General features: G+C 46.1%; 17 protein-coding genes and 1 pseudogene. 12 read left to right on the forward strand and 6 right to left on the reverse strand.

What is annotated here, in order from left to right; all coding sequences use genetic code 11:
• Positions 1-69: 69 nt before the first annotated feature.
• The 6 genes and pseudogenes from Q4Q50_RS11400 to Q4Q50_RS11425 all read left to right on the forward strand — a co-directional run bounded on the left by Q4Q50_RS11400 (position 70) and on the right by Q4Q50_RS11425 (position 6,489).
• Positions 70-1,314 (forward strand): L-lactate MFS transporter, encoded by a 1,245-nt coding sequence (locus Q4Q50_RS11400; protein ID WP_311899378.1) that lies wholly within the window; start codon positions 70-72, stop codon positions 1,312-1,314.
• 219 nt (positions 1,315-1,533) lie between these two features.
• Complete coding sequence (locus Q4Q50_RS11405; protein WP_311899379.1) at positions 1,534-2,271, forward strand: sulfite exporter TauE/SafE family protein; 738 nt, start codon at positions 1,534-1,536, stop codon at positions 2,269-2,271.
• Between the two features lie 136 nt (positions 2,272-2,407).
• On the forward strand, positions 2,408-2,872 hold the full coding sequence (locus Q4Q50_RS11410) for an NlpC/P60 family protein (RefSeq protein ID WP_006083761.1): 465 nt from the start codon (positions 2,408-2,410) through the stop codon (positions 2,870-2,872).
• A gap of 59 nt (positions 2,873-2,931) precedes the next feature.
• On the forward strand, positions 2,932-4,395 hold the full coding sequence (locus Q4Q50_RS11415; RefSeq protein ID WP_311899380.1) for an MFS transporter: 1,464 nt from the start codon (positions 2,932-2,934) through the stop codon (positions 4,393-4,395).
• A 92-nt stretch (positions 4,396-4,487) separates the two neighbouring features.
• Positions 4,488-4,655 (forward strand): annotated as a pseudogene (locus tag Q4Q50_RS11420) (LacI family DNA-binding transcriptional regulator); the annotation flags it as partial.
• Positions 4,656-4,797: 142 nt separating this feature from the next.
• On the forward strand, positions 4,798-6,489 hold the full coding sequence (locus Q4Q50_RS11425; RefSeq protein ID WP_311899382.1) for an Eco57I restriction-modification methylase domain-containing protein: 1,692 nt from the start codon (positions 4,798-4,800) through the stop codon (positions 6,487-6,489).
• Here the strand turns inward: Q4Q50_RS11425 and Q4Q50_RS11430 are convergent.
• A complete protein-coding gene (locus Q4Q50_RS11430) occupies positions 6,486-7,532 on the reverse strand; it encodes a restriction endonuclease (protein WP_311899383.1) in 1,047 nt (348 codons plus the stop codon). The two genes, Q4Q50_RS11425 and Q4Q50_RS11430, sit on opposite strands and share 4 nt — an antisense overlap.
• Before the next feature lie 8 nt (positions 7,533-7,540).
• Positions 7,541-7,768, reverse strand: coding sequence for a helix-turn-helix domain-containing protein (locus tag Q4Q50_RS11435; RefSeq protein ID WP_311899385.1), 228 nt, complete (start codon positions 7,766-7,768; stop codon positions 7,541-7,543).
• A gap of 455 nt (positions 7,769-8,223) precedes the next feature.
• Between Q4Q50_RS11435 and mog the strand changes: the two genes are divergently transcribed.
• On the forward strand, positions 8,224-8,757 hold the full coding sequence (gene mog / locus Q4Q50_RS11440) for a molybdopterin adenylyltransferase (RefSeq protein ID WP_106648670.1): 534 nt from the start codon (positions 8,224-8,226) through the stop codon (positions 8,755-8,757).
• Between the two features lie 72 nt (positions 8,758-8,829).
• Here the strand turns inward: mog and Q4Q50_RS11445 are convergent, their stop codons facing one another.
• From Q4Q50_RS11445 to Q4Q50_RS11460, 4 genes are all read right to left on the reverse strand, one after another.
• Complete coding sequence (locus Q4Q50_RS11445) at positions 8,830-9,078, reverse strand: hypothetical protein (RefSeq protein WP_259544583.1); 249 nt, start codon at positions 9,076-9,078, stop codon at positions 8,830-8,832.
• Positions 9,079-9,157: 79 nt separating this feature from the next.
• Positions 9,158-10,297: an ABC transporter permease gene (locus Q4Q50_RS11450; RefSeq protein ID WP_311899386.1), complete on the reverse strand. Its 1,140-nt coding sequence runs from the start codon at positions 10,295-10,297 to the stop codon at positions 9,158-9,160.
• A gap of 94 nt (positions 10,298-10,391) precedes the next feature.
• Entirely contained in the window at positions 10,392-11,126 is a 735-nt protein-coding gene (locus tag Q4Q50_RS11455) for an ABC transporter ATP-binding protein (RefSeq protein ID WP_011982027.1), read from the reverse strand.
• Positions 11,127-11,129: 3 nt separating this feature from the next.
• Positions 11,130-12,776, reverse strand: coding sequence for an alpha/beta hydrolase (locus Q4Q50_RS11460; RefSeq protein WP_311899387.1), 1,647 nt, complete (start codon positions 12,774-12,776; stop codon positions 11,130-11,132).
• A 93-nt stretch (positions 12,777-12,869) separates the two neighbouring features.
• On the opposite strand from Q4Q50_RS11460, the gene Q4Q50_RS11465 reads away from it, so the two are divergent.
• The 5 genes from Q4Q50_RS11465 (at position 12,870) to Q4Q50_RS11485 (ending at position 20,031) form a co-directional block, all read left to right on the forward strand.
• The gene (locus Q4Q50_RS11465; RefSeq protein WP_107403140.1) at positions 12,870-13,241 is read left to right on the forward strand and encodes a GntR family transcriptional regulator; all 372 of its coding nucleotides are present in this window, start codon (positions 12,870-12,872) and stop codon (positions 13,239-13,241) included.
• 52 nt (positions 13,242-13,293) lie between these two features.
• Positions 13,294-14,157 (forward strand): ABC transporter ATP-binding protein, encoded by an 864-nt coding sequence (locus tag Q4Q50_RS11470; protein WP_311899389.1) that lies wholly within the window; start codon positions 13,294-13,296, stop codon positions 14,155-14,157.
• Positions 14,154-15,464 (forward strand): ABC transporter permease, encoded by a 1,311-nt coding sequence (locus Q4Q50_RS11475; protein WP_311899390.1) that lies wholly within the window; start codon positions 14,154-14,156, stop codon positions 15,462-15,464. The genes Q4Q50_RS11470 and Q4Q50_RS11475 overlap by 4 nt, the downstream gene beginning before the upstream one ends.
• 128 nt (positions 15,465-15,592) lie before the next feature.
• Positions 15,593-17,398 carry an AMP-dependent synthetase/ligase gene (locus Q4Q50_RS11480; RefSeq protein ID WP_311899391.1) on the forward strand — a complete coding sequence of 602 codons (1,806 nt, stop codon included), beginning with the start codon at positions 15,593-15,595 and terminating at the stop codon, positions 17,396-17,398.
• Positions 17,399-17,538: 140 nt separating this feature from the next.
• The gene (locus Q4Q50_RS11485; RefSeq protein ID WP_311899392.1) at positions 17,539-20,031 is read left to right on the forward strand and encodes a toxin-antitoxin system YwqK family antitoxin; all 2,493 of its coding nucleotides are present in this window, start codon (positions 17,539-17,541) and stop codon (positions 20,029-20,031) included.
• Positions 20,032-20,110: the final 79 nt, after the last annotated feature.

The following is a 20,110-nucleotide window of genomic DNA, read 5'->3' on the forward strand; positions in this document are numbered from 1 at the left end:
AATTGATCGGCGCGAATAGCATCTCTCTTATAGTGGACTCAATTCCTGATCCCTAAAGCGAGATGCATCATGACTAAAGAGATGAACCGTACTCGGTACCTGACCTTAGTTGGTACTATTATCACCCAGTTTGCACTCGGCTCAGTTTACACTTGGAGCCTGTTCAATGCGCAGTTGGCCGCTAAGCTCGACGAGCCTGTCAGCCAAGTGGCGTTTGTATTTGGTTTGCTGAGTTTGTCTTTGGCCGTGGCATCTTCCATGGCGGGCAAATTACAGGAACGCTTCGGTGTGCGTAATGTCACCTTAGGCGCAGGCCTATTACTCGGGCTGGGATTCTTACTCACTGCCCAAGCCAGTAACTTAATGATGCTTTACCTGTGCGCCGGGATTTTAGTGGGCTTTGCCGATGGCACTGGCTACTTGATGACTTTATCTAACTGCGTGAAGTGCTTTCCCGAACGCAAAGGGCTGATTTCGGCGTTAGCGATTGGCGCTTATGGTTTAGGTAGCCTTGGATTTAAGTACATCAACGTGCTGTTACTCGAAAATACTGGCCTTGAAACTACCTTCCAACTTTGGGGCTTAATCGCCATGGCGCTGGTGTTGTGTGGCGGCATGTTGATGAAAGATGCGCCAGCACAATCAGCCGCAAGTCAGCTGGCCGAAAGCCGCGACTTCACCCTCGCAGAAGCCATGCGTAAACCACAATACTGGATGTTGGCGCTGATGTTCCTGTCGGCCTGTATGAGTGGTTTGTATGTGATTGGTGTGGCTAAAGATATCGGCGAGAAGATGGTCGACTTGCCTGTACTGGTCGCCGCCAATGCTGTTGCTGTGATTGCTATGGCGAACCTCAGTGGTCGTTTAGTGCTGGGTATACTGTCGGACAAAATCCCTCGTATTCGCGTTATTTCACTGGCGCAGATCATCACCTTAGTCGGTATGGTGTTACTACTGTTTGTACCTTTGAATGCTAACCTGTTCTTCGTTGCCGTTGCCTGCGTTGCCTTTAGTTTTGGTGGCACAATTACTGTTTATCCCTCACTGGTGAGCGACTTCTTCGGCCTGAATAACCTGACTAAAAACTATGGAGTTATCTACTTAGGTTTTGGTGTCGGCAGCATTATCGGTTCGATTGTCGCCTCGTTATTCGGTGGCTTTATTGCGACCTTCAACGTGATTTTAGTGCTGCTGGTGGTGGCGTTGGTCATATCATTAACGATTCGTTTGCCTGACCCTAAAACTCCCGCATCGGCTAAAGCGGCATCTAAGGGCTCTCCTCGTTTAGTCAATATGACTGCAGAGTCTGCCTAGGCATTAATCTCTTTACTGCAATCAGTTAACGCAAAAGTCCGAAGCCATCTGGCTTCGGATTTTTACATCTCGATTCAGTACTGCGCTCAACGGATAGCATTTCACGTGTTTTAGCTATGTTGTTACATTTTCAATCCTAACCTTTCTTGATAAGCCTCTTTTTTATCACCTCAACAACAGGTAACTTGATAGCCTTAAAGCGTTATTCAGGATGTGTTGATGTTAACGGACCCTCTTTTTTGGTTGGTGGCGATACCCGCAGTCTTGATTACGGGGATTTCTAAATCCGGTTTTGCGGGTGGTGTGGGCGGCTTAACTGTCCCGCTATTGGCGCTTGCCATTAGCCCTACCACAGCGGCGGCGCTCATGTTGCCGCTGCTGATTTATATGGATTTTTTAAGCGTACGTTCTTGGTGGGGGCAACATAATCCGTGTCATTTATGGATATTATTGCCCGCGGCGATAGTGGGTATTTTTATCGCTTATTTGTTGTTTGATAGGTTGAATGAAGAATATTTACGGGCGATTTTAGGTTGTGTGTCCCTCGGTTTTGGTTTGTATGGTTTGATTCTTGGGGATAAAACCCAAGCATCACCTTCACCTCTGGTTGGACGCTTGTGTGGCTTAACTGCGGGATTTACTAGCTTTGTTGCCCATGCGGGCGGGCCGCCACTCAACGCTTATTTGTTGCCGCTGCGTTTGGCTAAGGCAGAATTTTTAGCCACGGCTGTGGTATTTTTTGCTGTGGTAAATCTGGTCAAGCTGATCCCCTACAGTTTGCTTGGGCAGATTAACCAAGAGAATATTTTAGTTTCTCTGTTACTGGTGCCGCTGGCATGGCTAGGGGTAAAGCTAGGTTTGTTTATTCAAAATAAAATTAACGACAGGCTATTTAAGCGCATCATATTGATTTTAATGGTGCTGGTGGGCGTGCGTTTATTATGGACGGCGTTATAGTTTTAAGCTTTGGGTTACATTAGTCTGCTAGAGTGCGCGGGTGTTTGGGCGTTTTGATCCCCAGCCGCCCTGAATTTACCTGATAAAAACTCAAAATTACGTTACTGTGAAATCTGCCTGCAATGAGTTTGAAGCTATGAAACGATTACTGATAGTTATCTTAGCCTTAGGCCTTGGCGCTTGTGCTAGCGCGCCAGAACCTAAGCCTGTGGTAAAGCAAGTTGAACCCGCCACGGTTTGGAACGATAGCAATATCTCCGAACTGCATTCTGAGTGGCGCGGTGTGCCCTATCGTTTAGGGGGTGGCACTAAGCGGGGCATAGATTGCTCGGCCTTTGTGTCGGTCGCCTATCAGAAGATGTTGGGTATGACCTTGCCGCGCACGGTTGAAGAACAGCAAGCCCTAGGGAAACCCGTGCCGAGAAATCAACTGCGCAAGGGCGACTTAGTATTTTTCAAGACAGGTTGGAGCACGCACCATGTCGGCATTTATGTGGGAGACGATAATTTTCTCCATGTTTCCACTAGCCAAGGGGTGAAGATCTCGAGCCTGCATAACAGCTATTGGGCGTCTAAGTATTGGAATGCACGGCGAATTTAGCACATCTTCTTTATGCACTTTCTTTTATGCACTTGGGCTGATGAGTTAGCGGAGACAATATGTCCTTAGAGCCTGCGTTATCCCAGAGTGACCCTTTACCGACTTCTGTTTTTCTCGCCATTTTCTCGGCCGTATTCTTGCCCATGTTTTTGGCGGCGGTCGATCAAACCTTACTCGCAACGGCGACGCCAGCCATAGTTGAAGATCTTGGCGGCCTGCGCCAAGCCTCGTGGATCACTATCGGTTATATGCTGGCGATGGCCGCTTCTGTGCCGATTTATGGCTGGTTAGGGGATAACTTCGGTCGCGCGAAAATCCTGATGATCGCCATAGTGATTTTTGCACTGGGATCCATCGTTTCGGCGAGTGCTGGCACTATGAACCACATGATAGCCGGACGTATCTTGCAGGGCATGGGCGGTGGCGGCTTGATGAGTTTGTCTCAATCCTTGATTGGTGAGTTAGTCCCCATTCGGCAGCGGGCGCGTTTCCAAGGCTATTTTGCCGCTATGTTTACCCTCGCGAGTGTTGGCGGCCCTGTCATTGGCGGTATTGTGGTGCACGCCTATTCGTGGCATTGGCTATTTTGGGCGAATATTCCTCTGGCCATGCTGGCGGTATGGCGACTTAACGGTTTGCATAAGCGCAGCGTTAAACCCGTACGCCAAGGCAAGTTTGATTTAGTGGGCGTGGTCTTGTTTCCGACCATTATCACCGCGTTGTTGTATTGGTTATCTGTGGCGGGGCAAGAGTTTGCTTGGCTTTCTGCGACCAGCTTAGGCTTTGCCGTCTTTGTGGTGTTCGGCATTCTAGGTCTGCTGTTATGGGAACGGCGATTGGCGAGCCCGTTTCTGCCGTTAGATTTACTGGCGAAGAAGGCCGTGTATATGCCACTACTAACGGCAGCGCTGTTTGCGGCCTGTTTGTTTGCGATGATTTTCTTCCTACCGATTTATCTGCAAGTGGGCTTACACACCAATCCCGCCAAAACCGGTTTGCTGCTCTTGCCTATGACCTTTGGTATTGTCACTGGCTCGACGATTGCGGGCCGACTGTTAAGTAAAGATGTCGCGCCTAAGTGGTTGCCGACCTTTGGTATGGGTTTAGCTTTCATCGGCTTGTTATTGATTAGTTTTGTGCCGCCTAATGCCAATGTGATCGGCGGCTTAGGTGTGTTGGTCGGGATAGGGTTAGGGACTGTGATGCCAAGCGTGCAGCTTGTGGTGCAGAGCGTGTCTGGCAAAGCGCGACTCAGCCAGATCACGGCCATGGTGTCACTGTGTCGTTCTATGGGCGCGGCTATTGGTACTGCGCTGTTTAGCGTGCTGCTTTATAGTTTGTTGCCACTCACGGGTTCTGAACTTGGCATCGCCGCCATTAAAACATTGCCGACAGAGGTGGTGCATCACGCCTTCCAGTACGGATTTATGGCCGCTGCGGGTGTGGCATTGTGTGCCGCGATAGTCGGTTTTCTATCCCCAGCCACGGCATTAAAAGATCACGATAGCGAAACTGCGCATTAAGCCTAGATTTGCAGGTGCACGACCCATTTAAGCCGTGTACTATTTGCGCTGAGCCGTATTTTTGTGGCCTTATTCGATTCCAGGACATAAGCATGACAACAACAAAACACTGGACCCTAAAGAGCATAGCCAACGAGTTGGGTGTCTCTAATGCCACTGTTTCTAACGCGTTTAATCGCCCCGACCAATTATCGGAAAAACGTCGTAACGACATTTTAGCTGCCTGCACTAAGTTGGGATATTTCGGGTCGAATAAAGCGGATGAATACAATCGCTAATTTTGTGGGTTTACCAGAGAACCCCTTTTTTGTCACAAAAATGAATTGCAGCTAAGCCTTTCAGTGTAAGATTTTTGTAATTATGATAATATTTAACAAATGATGACCATAAGTAGAGGTTAAAATGTTAGGGACTGTTGTAGGTAGATATCAGCATGTCGCATGCCGGAAAAGTGAAGGTGCTCATTATACACCAACGCACCTTAGCAAGTTTGTTAGTGAAAGAATCATTGAAAAGTTAATAAATAAAGAGAAGTTGATAGTTGCAGATCCTGCTATTGGTGATGGTGAACTCATACTTAGTTTATTGGGATCTCTAGATATTATAGATGACGTTCATGTAATTGGATTTGATGTAAACAACGATTCTATTGAGTTATGTCGAAAAAGAATTGAGCAATATTTTCCAAGTGTAAAAATGACCCTCATACATGGAGATTTTCTTGACTACTGCATTAATAGTTGTTCGGAATATAATAAATATGATTTACCTAAGTTTGACGTTATTATCGCCAATCCTCCTTATGTAAGAACTCAAGTATTGGGTTCTGAGCAAGCACAGTTTCTAGCTAAAAACTTTGGATTAAAAGGTCGAGTTGATATTTATCAAGCCTTCTTAATTGGAATGAGTAAATGTTTATCACGCGATGGTATTGCTGGTGTTATTGTATCAAACCGGTTCTTGACAACTAAAGGCACTGGTGTTTTACGTAACAACTTATACAACTTGTACAACTTATATAACATATGGGATTTTGGTGATACAAAATTATTCGAAGCTGCTGTATTACCTGCTGTTTTACTCTTTTCTTTAAAAACTAATAGTTTTAAAGGTAACACGGAATTTCGTTCAATCTATGAATCAAGTGAGAAGCATTTTACTACCGCTGAGACACCTGTAGATGCTATTTTTTGTTCTGGTATAGTTAAATGCTTAAATGGGAAATCATATTCTGTCAAAGGTGGCATGTTAGATTTTGATACTTCACCAAAAGATATTTGGAGAGTCAAAGATCTTGAATCAGAAAAATGGGTATCTGATGTGGAGAAAAAAACATGGGCTACTTTTGGCGAAGTCGGAAAAATACGAGTTGGTGTAAAAACAACCGCGGACGACGTTTTTATTAAAAGTTCATGGCTAGATGAAACCGGAATTAAACCTGAATTGATTCAGCCTTTGATTACTCATCATGTGGCGGGTAGATTTAAGCAATCGAATAAAGAAACAAAATACATTCTTTATACACATGAAGATGTTAATGGTAAAAGGAAAGCTATTGATATTAATAGGTTCCCTATAAGTAAAGCATACCTAGAAGAAAATAGAGCACAGCTTGAAGGTCGTAATTATGTAATAAAAGCAAAGCGACATTGGTATGAAATTTGGGTCCCTCAAAATCCTAAATTATGGCTTGAAGAAAAGATTGTATTTAGAGATATCTGTGAAGAACCTACATTTTGGCTAGATAAAAAACAGTCTATTGTAAATGGCGATTGTTATTGGATGGTTAATGATTTTTGTAAAGAAAATCAAGATATATTATGGCTAGTTTTAGCAGTTGCAAACTCTAAATTCATAGAGTTATTTTACGACATAAAGTTTAATAATAAACTTTACTCGAATAAGCGGAGATTCATTTCACAATATGTTGAACAATTTCCTCTTCCAGATCCTAAATCTGAAATATCTATAAGAATGATTAAAATCGCTAAATTAATTTTTAGTTTGTCAGATTCAGCTCTTATTAAAGATAAAGAAAAAGAGCTGAATGATTTAGTGTGGGAGGCATTTAATCTCCCACAACCTACAAGTTAATTAAAAAAACTGTGAGGCAAAGTAATTTGAATTTTCTTATTCAAGACTTTGCCTCCGAATTGTTCGAATCTTGTAAAGAAACTCTCGCCAGTTGTTAGGTATAGGTTGGTGATGTGTACTACGCCATTTGTTATATGTCCATAAAATAAAGCATATCTCACGTCGCAATGTCTTACTTGTTGAGTGCCAATTTGTTCTATATCTAATATTGCTTCACTATTGGGGCAAAATAACCCTAAATCTATGGTTTGAGACGTTTGTAATTTAACTTCAAGAAGCTGATGTTTAATATCTGGAAACTGACCATTATCTCTATAGTCGGAATAACCCAAAGCATTACAGACCATTGCATGTAAAGTCGCCCCACGATTTCTTTCTTGAATAATTCCGGCATCTGGAAAAGTGCAGCCGACAAGCTGTTGTAAGCGTATAAAGCACTCTGCAATTGGAAGCAACTGACCAATTTGAGGTTGTGAAGTCGGGTTACACTGAGATAGAACTATTGGTGAGGAAGCTAATAAATTCCTGATATTATCAGTATCGTAAGGAGAAATTAACTCTAAAACCTTATGAGAAGGAGTTAATCGAGCTTGGAATTTCTGTGTAAGTGTACCTGTTGTATCTAAAACAGCGAGATCGCTTCCTGAGATAACTCTAACCTTCGTTATTACATCATTTTCATCGATCCTAATAATAACATATCGCCTCTCAACTTCTAATTCTTCATTCCACACTTGCAAATTATTCGATTTTTGCACGTATGTGTCGAACATTTGACCTGAGAATCGAGGCTGGCACTTTATAAATGATGTTGGCAATACATACCCTAAAGCACGGCAAACCATTTCTTTAGCAGTTTTTGAACGAGTTTTAATAGGTAGCCCTGCCAAAGATGCACCTACGAGTCGTTGATTCAAAAGTAATGATAATTCATCACTTGTTAGCCATAAATGAATATCTCCAATTTTGATATCATCATAGATAGATAAACCCAATTGAGAAATATTTCTTACCTTTTGTTGGGCAGTAGTTATAGTGTTCATTGTTCCAATTACTCTTTGTTGTTTAAAAGTTGGGCAATTGATGTATGAAGCGTTTCAGATAAAACTTCTAGAGTGCTGAGTGTTGCGTTTCTTTCACCACGTTCTATAGATCCAATATAGGTACGATGAAAACCACATTGCTCTGCTAACTGTTCTTGTGACAAGCCATTTTTTAACCGGTAGCTTCGAACATTTTTAGCTAGGTTATCTAGAAGATTTTGACTAGGCTTTCGCATAACTACCCCTTAAATATTAATGAGATAATTGCATATGAACACTATAAGTCTACACTCTATAAGTAGCATTTTTTTAAGGGAGGGAGTTTTATATTTCCAAGAGTATTTATTAGATCATAAGTACTAATAAAAATAGTAAAATTTATAGATGATAATTAAATCTTCAGTTGTCATAGTTTGAAAAAAATAATGATTGTCATTAGCAATACTGAACCTTTACAAAACTGACTTTGCTATACCGTTGTGTATTGAGGACTGCTGAATCAATTTTTTCCATAAGTAAGTTAGAAATATACTGTCATTTATTGCTTGAGCTGTTTAAGTCGCCCCCTTTCCCGAGCATTTATGCTATTTTAGCTGCGACTTAAGGTCGAAGATGCAGCGGCTTCTTCCATGCTTTATGTCGACATTTTTATTTCGATAGGGTTTTATTTCAACATCATTGGGGATTTCCTATGAGCAAAGCAAAAATCGGTATTGTGACGGTAAGCGATCGCGCCAGCGCGGGGATTTATGAAGATATCTCAGGCAAGGCTATTATCGACACGCTAAACGACTACCTCACCAGCGAGTGGGAGCCGATTTATCAAGTGATCCCCGATGAGCAGGATGTGATTGAAGCGACGCTGATCAAAATGGCCGACGAGCAGGATTGCTGTTTGATTGTCACCACAGGTGGCACAGGACCTGCGAAACGCGATGTTACCCCAGAAGCCACCGAAGCCGTATGCGATCGCATGATGCCAGGCTTTGGTGAGTTGATGCGCGCCGAGTCATTGAAATTTGTCCCCACTGCCATTTTATCGCGCCAAACCGCAGGTTTGCGTGGCGATTCTTTGATTGTGAATTTACCCGGCAAGCCAAAATCGATTCGCGAATGTTTAGATGCCGTGTTCCCCGCCATTCCGTACTGTATCGACTTGATGGAAGGCCCGTATTTAGAGTGCAATGAGTCGGTAATCAAACCATTCAGGCCTAAGGCTAAGTAAGCTTCTATCTAGCTTGTAAAAACAATAAAGCCACTGAAATTCAATGGCTTTATTGTTTTGTTCGTTTAGGGCTCATAATTGATTAATCTGCTGCTTTAGCTCGTACTCTGGCTCTGTCACGATTTTTTCAAGTACTTGTACTCGCTCGATCAGTGCTTGGTTTTGTAGGCTGAGTTGAGTCACTTTATCCTTAAGATGGCTATCGTCTGCGGCGCCTACTCCAAGTTGGCGCGCTTTTAGATAGTGCTTAAGCATCTCAGTGGCACTCATACCTATGATGAAGGTGACCATAATCACCATTAAGACATATTCGTTTTCCATAACAAACTCCCGTAGTTATTGAGGTTTTCAACTTGGAGACGATTTGGTGATCGTCGCCAAGTTGAGCAATCGATTTACCTTACAAACCGAAGATTACTTTTTCACTCTTGAGCGACCTTTCCATGCCAAACGCCAGCAATACCGCAATGGCGAGTGTGCCTAAGGTCGAAACCAGTAACTGCAACATGGGCAAGTCTTTACCTTTGATAATGTCCATTAATGCCTGTTGTTGACCCGAGACTGGTAGCCATTGCAGTATGTCTGGCGCTATGTTGTAGCTGGCAGCCATCGACAAGGCTAAGGGCACAAACAGCACCATAGTCAGATAGGACTGTGCTTCCTTAAAGGTTTTCGCCATAAAAGACACAAACAATTGCAGACAAGCGGCCATTAACGCGACGGGAATACCGACCACTAACATCAGCGCCATAAATTCCGTGGTGATGTTGACGCTAAAGCCCAACTCTTGCCAAGGTACAAAGGTATAGGCGACTTTAGATACCAGCAAAATCAGCACTAAACCGAGCAAAGCGAACAGACTCACGGCGATGATTTTTGACAGCACTAATTGGCGCGTCGTCAGTGGATGACTAAGTAACAAAGCCAGCGAGTTACGTTCGCGCTCACCCGCGCTGGTGTCTATGGCGAGGTTCATGCCCGAGATAAACACTGAGTAAATCATAGTGAAAATCGCGATACCTAAGATCATCCCGCCCTTCGAATCTGTGGTCGCTTGGTCGTGGACACTGACCTTCAGTGGCTGCATCACGCGAGGATCGATACCGCGGGCAATCAGTCGTAGGCTGCCCATTTCTGTGCTGTAGGACTGCAGTTGCTTCTCGAGTCTTCGAATTGAGTTTTGCAGTTTTTCATCGGAATTATCGGCAACAATTGTGATCTCGGCGCCTTTGCCTTGATTCATCTGCGCGGCATAGTCGGGGCTGATGATAAGCTCTATGGCTTTAAGCTCACTGTCCTTCACTTCACCGCTGCTAATGCCTTTATTCGATAAAAAACGTACTAAATCCGGTGCTTTATCGGGATTGGTGATAGTGATTTTTAGATCGTCTGGACTCGTCAGCTGACCAATTAACACCATAAACAGGCCGCACATGATCAGCGGCGTGCCGATCGCGTAATAAAGCCCCGCCATCACAGAGCGCTTATCGCGGGCGGCGTCGATGAGTTCTTTACGAACCATAGCCATTATTTTATTCATGCTGTCATTCCTTTAACCATGTTCTTAAATGCCACGCCTTTACATATCAAGGTCTTAAAGGTTAAAACCTGCGGGCGTAATCTTTGCTGAGTCATCATGCCGCTATCCCTTCATCTGTGCCGATCAGTTGAATAAAGGCTTCTTCGAGCGAGTCTTTACCCGTTTGGGTGCACAGTTCGGTTGGGCTGCCAATGGCGACGACTCTGCCCTGGGCCATGACGATCACTTGGTCACACAGCGCGGCGACTTCTTGCATCACATGGCTAGAGAACAGCACGCAATGTCCTTGATTCTTAAGGTCGATAAGAATGTCACGCAGCAGGCGAGTGCTCATCACATCGAGCCCTCGGGTTGGTTCGTCGAGGATAATATTGCTCGGGCTGTGGACTATGGCCTGTGCGAGAGCGGTTTTCATCCTTTGTCCTTGGGAAAAGCCTTTGCAGCGGCGATCGCTAATGTCTTCCAGACGTAATTTAGCAATCACTTGGCTGGTGGCTTCCTTGGCATCCTTAGAGGATAAGCCGCTTAGCTCGGCAAAATAACGAATGTATTCCCGTGGTGTTAAGCGTTCGTACAGACCAAAAGGGTCGGGGAATAACCCGAGTTGCTGCTTAGCACCGATAGGGTCGATGGCGACATCTATGCCTTCGATTTCTGCTTTGCCGTTATCGGGTTTCAGCAAGCCAAAAATCGTGCGTAAACAGGTAGTTTTACCCGCGCCGTTGGGGCCGAGTAATCCTGTGATTTGGCCGTTTTGTGCGACGAAGCTTAAGTCATTGAGCGCCTGCACGTCACCGATGCGCTTGGAAAGATTGGATACTTTGATCATGGCTTACTCCTTGGCCCCAGTGCTGGCGTTATCATCTGTTGTTTTTGTGCTGGTCGCATTAAGCGGTTCTACCGAGCTGGCATTTAAATAAAAGCTGCGGCGCACATCTTTCTTTAAACATTCGCCGTCGAGATCCTTAACGGAACCCGAGCGAACGAGATCGGCAATCAGGTTATTGGCGCAGGATTGATAGGCCACGCCGTGGGTCGCATAGGGGGCGACAAAGTGCTTGGCATTGGTGAGTTTTTCCATCGCTAACTCGCCCCAACTCGGCGGTGTGGCAGGGTCGATTTCGCCGGATAACAACAAGGTCGGAATGTCGCTGCTGATGGGCTCGCTAAAGCTTTTATCGACCGCGGGGACTTTCCATACTTCACACGTGGCTTCTAAGCCTTCGAGCATAGTTTTGCCCATAAAGGAGTGCTGAGCCTGTTCGCGCATGGCGGGCGTAATACGGTGCATATCTTCGCCACAGACCACGGATGCGTGCATACCCATCGCCATGCCAGCATTGTCGATAGTGAGGGAATACAAACCGAGTATGGGCTGGAAGTTGTGTTTCGCGGCTTGATGAATCGCATGGGGCACTAAGGCGCGCACATTGGCTTGATACAGCGCCATGCGGATGGAGCCGTAGAACTTACCGCGCGTCATGGTCAACATGGTCTTTTCACCCGTGACTGGGTCGTAGACGTTTTCCATCACAGGCGCTTTGGCGAGTGAGGCCGCGACTTGGTCGAATTCGGCTTTAAGCTCAGGGAATTGCGTATGACAAGCGGCGGTTTCTTGGCAATCTTTAAAGAGTAAATCAAAGCCCCGATCAATCGACGCGCCGATTTCTAATACGCTTTGTTGCATCGGCACTATGCCGTCTAAGGTCACTGTGGCTAAGTGTGCTGGGTATAAACGCATGTAAAGCTGCGCCATACGAGTGCCGTAGGAGATGCCGTAAATATGCAGTTTTTTGTAGCCTAAATGCTGACGCACGGCTTCGAAGTCTTTGATCGCGTTGAGGCTACCGTATTGGGTGACGTCGGCATCGATTTTGGCTAAGCATTTTTGTGTTTCGGCTAAAGTGTCGGCATTGTCATCATCGAATGATAGTGGAGATTGCGCGCCTTCATCACAGGTCAGCAGATTCGAGCGGCCTGTGCCCCTTTGGTCGATTAGCAAGATATCCCGCTGTTGACGGACTTTGCTCAGCATGGCATCGAAACCCGCCGCATTGTCTATGGCCGATTGTCCTGGGCCGCCAGCAATGGCGAGTAAGGCTTCTTCATGGTTGACGTTTTTCACCGCGGGCAAAACGACGTAATGCACTTGGATCTGTTTGCCATCGGGTTTGTTAGGATTTTCTGGCACAGTCACAAAACCGCAGTTTAGGCGATCGGATACGCCTTCCACATAACAAGTGTCGGTGTTATTCGCCATGTTCCTAGCGATATCAGCCGCTTGTGTCTGTTGGCTTTTTACATCACTCGCCCACGTCGTCGTACTTGCCATCGCCAGCATAAGTGCGCTTATGCTTAACATGCGCGTGCTTAAAATACGCGTGCACCATGTGGCATTAGTAGCGCCATGCCGTGGCCGAGTTGGCGAAGGGCGTTGAGCGGTTTTGCTTAACTTCCTGTGTGTCATGCTATCTATCATGCGCGCTTTCCTTTTTGCATTTCAGGACGAGTGTGTTAATTTAACTACCGGTGTATCGGTGTATCAATGTATTAATACAGTGTGTAGAGGCTAATGTTAGAACTTTTAAATGTCAACCCCAGTAGTGGTGAACCAATTTACAAGCAATTACACGAACAAGTCGTGCGTTTAATTGTGGGCGGTCAACTGCAAGTGGATGATGTCTTGCCCTCTGTACGCCAGATTGCCGAGTATCTTGCGGTGAATCCTATGACTGTCTCCCGTGCGATTCAGCAGCTTGTCGATCAGGGGTGGCTTGAACGCCGCCGTGGCCAAGCGACAAAAGTCGCGCAGCGCACTGAGACTATGGCATCGGGGGCGAGCATGCTCGAACCCCAACTCGATGCTTTGTTGTCGCAGGCTAAACAGTTAGGCGTCAGCCTGCCCGAGTTAATGCAATTGATAAATGAACGCTGGCAAGACTAGCGTTAACCTACTGTCACTTATCGATAAATAGAATAAAAAAGGATGAAATTCGATGGACCAAGCGTGCACACCAATACTTGAATTTAGCCAAGTGAATAAAGTCTTTCGCGGCAAAGACGCGGGTGAAAAGTGGGCGCTTAAGGATTTATCGTTAACCTTGTCCGCGGGCATGGTGGTCGGGCTATTGGGGCAAAATGGGGCGGGTAAATCGACCCTAATGCGCTGCGCCTTAGGCGTGCTTACGCCGGATTCTGGCAGTATTGTTACCTTAGGCGAAATGCCCGAAAACTTAACCTCAAAGGCAAAGGAGCGCTTAGGTTATGTGCCGCAGCAACCTTTTGGTTATGAAGGGTTTACCATTGAGCGCGCCCTCGATTTACACCGCAGCTTTTATCCCAATTGGGACAGGCAATTAGAACAAGATTGGCTAGTACGGTTCGAGTTAGATGTGACCCAACAGGTGCAACGTTTATCTGTGGGACAAAGGCAATCGCTAGCCTTGATTATGGCGATGGCCTATCGCCCTGAGCTATTGATCCTCGATGAACCGGTCGCCAGTCTCGACCCGATTGTGCGGCGCAAATTTATGGTCGATTTGTTCGAGCTCGCCCTCGAATCCGGCTCCGCTGTACTGTTTTCATCCCATATCACTTCAGATATCGAGCGAGTTGCCAGCCATGTGGCGCTGATTAAACGCGGCGAATTAGTGCTGTTTAAAGAAATCGATGCTCTACGGGAACAAGTGCGTTTACTCACACTCGCGCCTGCAACAGTTTTGCCTGAGTCGGTCACTGTGCTCAGCCGTGTCGGTGATTCTGTGCTGGTGGATTTAGGCGAGCACAGCGCGCCAATCTCGGGTGTATTAAAGAACGAAGCCCTTAATCTGGAACAGCTTTTTATGGAGCTACACAGATGAGTGCGCCAGAACTAAACATCACGCCGACAGCTAAAATGAAAGGCGCGCGGTTGATGAATCCTTTTAAAGGCATGCTGCGTCTTTGGTGCTTTGATGTCGGCAGTTTGAGCTTTTTGGGTACCGGCTTATTGGGAATGGTCTTAGGTTGCATTACAGCGTTGCAGGGCAAAAGTGACAGTGTTGAATTGTTGTTTTGTATGGGAATCGTTTCAAGCTCGGCGGCGGTGGCGTGGCAACTTATACGTTTGATGGCGAGCGAGTGCGCTCAGTTAATTCCCCATTATCGTCGCCATATTTATATTCAAAGTGCTGTGGTGTTAACCAGCGTGTTTGGCATAGGCGTGTTAATTTGTTTGGCTCTGGGTTCAATGTCTAGCCTGTCCACCTTAGTGCTGGTCTTGGTGATGAGTTTTGCCTTTATTTACCTGTGTTTACTCAGCACTCAGTGGTTTTACGCTTCCTTTTTATTGTTTGTTTTAGTGCCGTTTATCTCCTTGATTACAGCTTATATTTCCCTATGGTTAAGTGCGATTGCACTGGTGGTATTAGGTGCGCTTATTGTCCGTACCTGCCGTGCTTTACCTTGGCGTGCTGAGGCGAGAACCGTGTACCTCAATGGCCTCGAAATGGGCTGGTTCTGGCTGCCAAATTTGCAATCGATGCGCATTTTGAGCCGCTTTGAGCGTTATCTGCATCCCACCAATTTTTTTATCGGCCCTATGCTGACGATTTTATTGCTGCTTATACCGGCAGTCTGCCTAGTGCTTGGGGTGTTATCGCACCAATTCCATCAGAATTTCCCTGTATTACTGCTATTGGCACAGTTCAGCGTGATTAGCTGTGCTCTGGTGCATTGGAGTCGAGTGCAGCGTTCGCGCTCGACCGAAACCTTATTGCTGATGCCTGGGTTTGATGGCCGAAAAGGGCTTATTGCGGCTTTTTGCCGTGGGCAGCAACGACTGCTGAATGTGGTCGTCGGCATTATGCTAGCGTGTAGTCTACTGCTGGGTTGGCTCAGTGGTGATCTGAATATGCCGTTAGTGGGTCATCTGGTGCTCAGCACTTACTGGGCCTGCGCTTTGACTTTAGGTTTTGGCTGTATGTGCCGCCGAGTGTTGCATGTCACGCTCACTATGATGGTTGTCGCGGGACATTCCCTTTGGGTTTCCATCAGCCTTGCGTCTTTACGGGATGGCGGCAATCTAGGTGATTGGTTTATCTGGGATATGCTCTTAATGATACTTGGGATCATAGTCCTGTTTTGGGGCAAGAAAACCCTCTGGAAGGGAGATGTCATTAGCGGCTAAACGGATATAGATTGCGATATTGGGACTTAGCTTGCACAAGATTAGAGCAAAAACTCTTAGTTTTTGGCTGGCCTTCAGGTAGAATGGCGCAAAAGCGGTACACTTGTAAGCTAAAAGGTGAGTCTCTTATGTCTCTCGATCAATATCATGTTATTCGACTATTACAGCAGCAGAGCGAGTCTTTAAAAGACGCAATAGCGCTGGAAGGTTTTGAAATGGCCGCTCCTTGGTATCAGGTGAGTTGGCAGGCCTTTGACCAAATTAGCAGTAAAATTGCACAAGTGTTGATCGAACTTGGCGTACAAGTGCAAGACCGTTGCGTTATTTTGGCGCAAAACTGCCCACAGTGGACCTGTGCCGATGTCGGTACGCTTAAAAGTCGCGCCGTTGTGGTGCCGATTTACCCCACCAGTACCGTCGAGCAGGCGAGCTTTATCGTTAACGATGCGGCGGCGAAAGTCATTTTTGTCGACGATGCTAAACAATACGCTATGGCCTGCGAGCTTCAAAGCTTATGCCCAAGTCTTGAGCATGTGATTGTTTTTGATGCCAGCGTGGCACTTGCTGCTGACAAAGCTGAGCAGCATTGGCATTTAGATGCCCTGCTAGCGGGCGATGCAAAAGCGATTAAGCAAGAAGTTGAGCTTAACCAGCGTTTACAAGCGGCCAATCTTGATGATTTACTGACCCTTATTTATACCTCTGGCACCACGGGCGATCCTAAAGGCGTGATGCTGGATTACCGCAATATGGCCTCGACCATACGTCAACACGATCATATTTTGCCTTTTAAAGCTGGCGATGTGTCTTTGGCATTTTTGCCATTAAGTCACGTATTTGAGCGCAGTTGGAGTTTCTACGTTTTGTGCCGTGGCGGTCATAACGTTTATCTGCAAAATACCCAAAGAGTGAAAGAGGCGATTAGCGCCGTACGTCCACATACCTTGTGTGTGGTGCCGCGTTTCCTCGAAAAAGTGTACAGCGCCGTACAAGATAAAGTCGCCAAGTCAGCCGATGGCCGTAAGAGGCTGTTTGCTTGGGCTATGCGCGTTGGCGGGCGTCAGTTCGAAGTCGGCCAAGGTCGTGCTAAGGGCGGATTATGGTTATCGCTGCAATGGCGTTTAGCTAATAAACTTGTGTATAGCAAGTTGCAAGCTGTGCTCGGTGGACGTTTGAAGTTTATGCCCTGCGGTGGCGCGGCATTAGATGTGAATGTTGGCAGTTTCTTTCATGCGATTAATATTCCTGTACTTTGTGGGTACGGCATGACCGAAACCAACGCCACTGTGACCTGTAACACCTTGGACAATCGTGTTGCCGGATCAAACGGTAAAGTCCTACCTGAAATCGAAATTAAGCTGGCTAAGGACGATGAGATTTTAGTTCGTGGCGACACTGTGATGCGCGGTTATTACAATCGTCCTGAAGATACCGCTGCTGCATTTGAAGATGGTTGGTTAAAAACTGGTGATGCAGGGCGTTTCGATGCGAAAGGTAACTTATTTATTACCGACCGTATCAAAGAGTTAATGAAAACCTCTAACGGCAAATATATTGCGCCGCAACGGGTTGAGGGCGCTGTGGGCTGTTGTCCTTTTATCGAACAAGTGGCGATTATTGCCGATGCGCGTAACTATGTGACCGCCTTAATTGTGCCAGCGTTTGAGTCACTGGAAGCGTGGGCGAAGGACAAAGGGCTGAAGTATGAGTCGCCTTTAGAATTGCTACGCCATAGTCATGTGGTTGAGCATTTTGAGCAGCGCTTAAAGCAGTTGCAGCATGAATTGGCGGGATTTGAACAGATTAAAAAGTTCACCCTCTTGCCTGAAGCTTTCTCGATGGAAGCGGGTTTAATTACCCCAACGCTTAAGTTGCGCCGCAAGATGATTTACCATAAATATGCCCATGAAATAAATGCTATGTATAACAACTGATTGTTAAGTCATTGTTGCTAAAGGCCGCTATTGCGGCCTTTTTTGTTTCTGCTACTTCCTGAAGCGCCTAACTTAGCTTAAAATTCGCCCCGTTTACTGGTGCGCACGAGGCGCAAGGTGTCGGTGTAAAGGATAGTTAAATGGAACTTTCGATTCGTCATTTATGCGCCGCTGTCGGTGCTGTGTTACTTTCTTCTTTTGCGGTCATTCCTGCTGCGGTGGCGGCGGATTTCGACAAAGTGGTTCACGGTCCCGTGGATCTTCCTAACGGCCAATGGCTCGATTTCTACCAAAAAGACCAGCACGTATGGAGCGAAATGCTCTACGGCGATGCGCCAGGCGTGCGCATTGACGATTACGGCCGCGCTGAAATTGTGGCAGTTTTTTACTATGATTTTGATAAAGGCGGCACTAAAGAAGTGATCGTCATGCTCAAGGATGAAGATGGTCAGCACCTGCGCGGCTATGGTTTTGATGGGGAAGAGCTGACTAAACTACCGCGCCTACAAGTTGTGCTCGATGAAGTGGCCCCAACCTTAACCACGTTTACCGTGGGCGGTGTCCGTAAAGTGCTAAGCCAGATTCCGCCACAGCAATACCGTATGACCTATGATGTTGAAGCAATTGAAGATCCTGCCATTAAAGCGATTGTCGATGGCTCAACTAAGCTCAGGCCAACCTTAGTGGGTTATCGAAATTCCGAAGGTTCACCCGTCGATGTAAAAACCGCCGTCGAGTATAAATTACGTTATCCACTGACTCGCAAAGATAAAGATGCTCAAGGCATTGAGCGCCAATACAGCTTAGTGACCACCTTTGATCGCAGTGGTTATAGCGAAGAAGACGGTAGTTTTGTATTGGTGAGTGTGGCCTTTGAGGCTGATCACTTCGACTGGCTTAAAAGCGGCGGCGCTGAAATCCCCCGCACAGGCCCATTCTACAATTTTATGAGCATGGGCATGGGTAGCACTTGGGCAGGGCTTGCGAGTGAAAGTCATTATGCCCAAGGTCTGCTCGATGGTGCCTATGTTGCTTACGATGGCCGCAATGGCAATGTGATGTATTCGGGCGATTACAAGCAGGGTAAAAAAGTCGGTAAGTGGATGGAAGCCGATAGCCGTGAAACCTATTGGGAAGGCGAGTACCTCGACGGCCAAAAGCAGGGTAAATGGGTGTTGCAGTCCATGATGGATGACGCCGATAACTACGGCTTTATTCACTACAACAAGGGCGTGCCCGATGGCCCGAGTGAAATCTATACCCCAGATTACGATTCGAGCACCGAAGGCGCGAAGAAGTTGTCCGAAAAGGGCATTTATCTCAATGGCGTAAAAGATGGTGAGTGGCTTGAGTCCGATGGCAGCAAAGGCCAATACCAAAAGGGCGTAAAACAAGGCGCTTGGGTGGAAAAGGTCACCCAAGGGGATTATCGCTTTCAAACGGGTGAAGGCAGCTACCTCGATGGTAAACGTTCAGGCTCTTGGGTGTATATCCGAACGCCAGATGCTAACGATGCTTTTACCACTAAGCAATCTGTTACCTATCTCTACAAGACTGAAGTCAGCTATGAGAATGGCCTACGTCAAGGTGAGGCAAAGTTATTCAACAAAGATAATTTTATGTTTGCCCTTAAACATTATGATCAGGGCCGACTCCACGGTGAAAGCTTATGGTATTCAGGCCCAAATGCCGTCAGCAATGTTGCTAACTATCGTTATGGCGAGTTAGATGGCCCACAAATGTGGCTCGAGCCTAACGGCGATCTCAATGAGTTGAGTCAGTATAAGTTTAATGCTGCCGTTAAGCTTAAACCCTCGCAGGATGAATGCATGATGCGAAAAGAGCCTTACACAGGCGATTGTGAGGGCGTGTTAAACTCAAAAAATGCTGAGACTAGCTCAATTAAAGACGGTGAGCAGCGAGTGTATCGCGGCGGTCTACTATCCGAATTAACTTATTACACTAATGGGTCAGTTGATAAAGAATATCAGTTCGATTCCAACGGCCGTTTAAAGTATATGAAGGCCTTTAAAGCGGGTAAGGAATACGGCCCAAGTATCAGTTATTCCACAGATGGTGGATACTCACTCTCTCAATATGGTCAGCTGGTGAATAACCGTCTCTCTGGCCCCCATTACAGCTTCTATCCGAATGGCCAGTTAAAGCATTTTTGGAACTACTGCCAGCAAGAAGGCGAAACCTGGAACGGTGAACCTTACTACTGGGATAACGCCATTGCGCGCTGTGGTATACAGCGGGAGTACTTTGATAATGGTGCCGTGAATTGTATTGAAGAGTTAGATAGCAATTATGCCGTGGATAAAGTGTGTTACGACTCTAATGGCCAAATCGCGCAAGAAATGCTGCGCATTGATGAACAGCATGTGGTCCATAAGCGTTATATCAAGGGGGTGATCTATCAGGAAGACCCAGGGTTTGCTGCTCATTCTAAAATGGTCAAAGGTCGCACTATTTATCACTTAGAAAACCCAAAAAGCCATGGCGTGTTTAAGTCCTACAATAGTGGCAAGTTAGAATATGAAAAAATTTATGATATGGGTAAGGCAGGATGCATGAAAAAGTATGATGCCAATGGCAAGCAAACGGCAGAAACTGCCAGTTGCCAATTCTAAGGTCTAGATTTGTTTAGCCTTTAGGGTCTGGTAGGCTTGGGATCAAGGATGAATTTGGTGCGGGTAGCTTAATCGCGAT

The sequence above is a fragment of the Shewanella scandinavica genome, from assembly GCF_031932065.1.
Classification (GTDB): domain Bacteria; phylum Pseudomonadota; class Gammaproteobacteria; order Enterobacterales; family Shewanellaceae; genus Shewanella; species Shewanella baltica.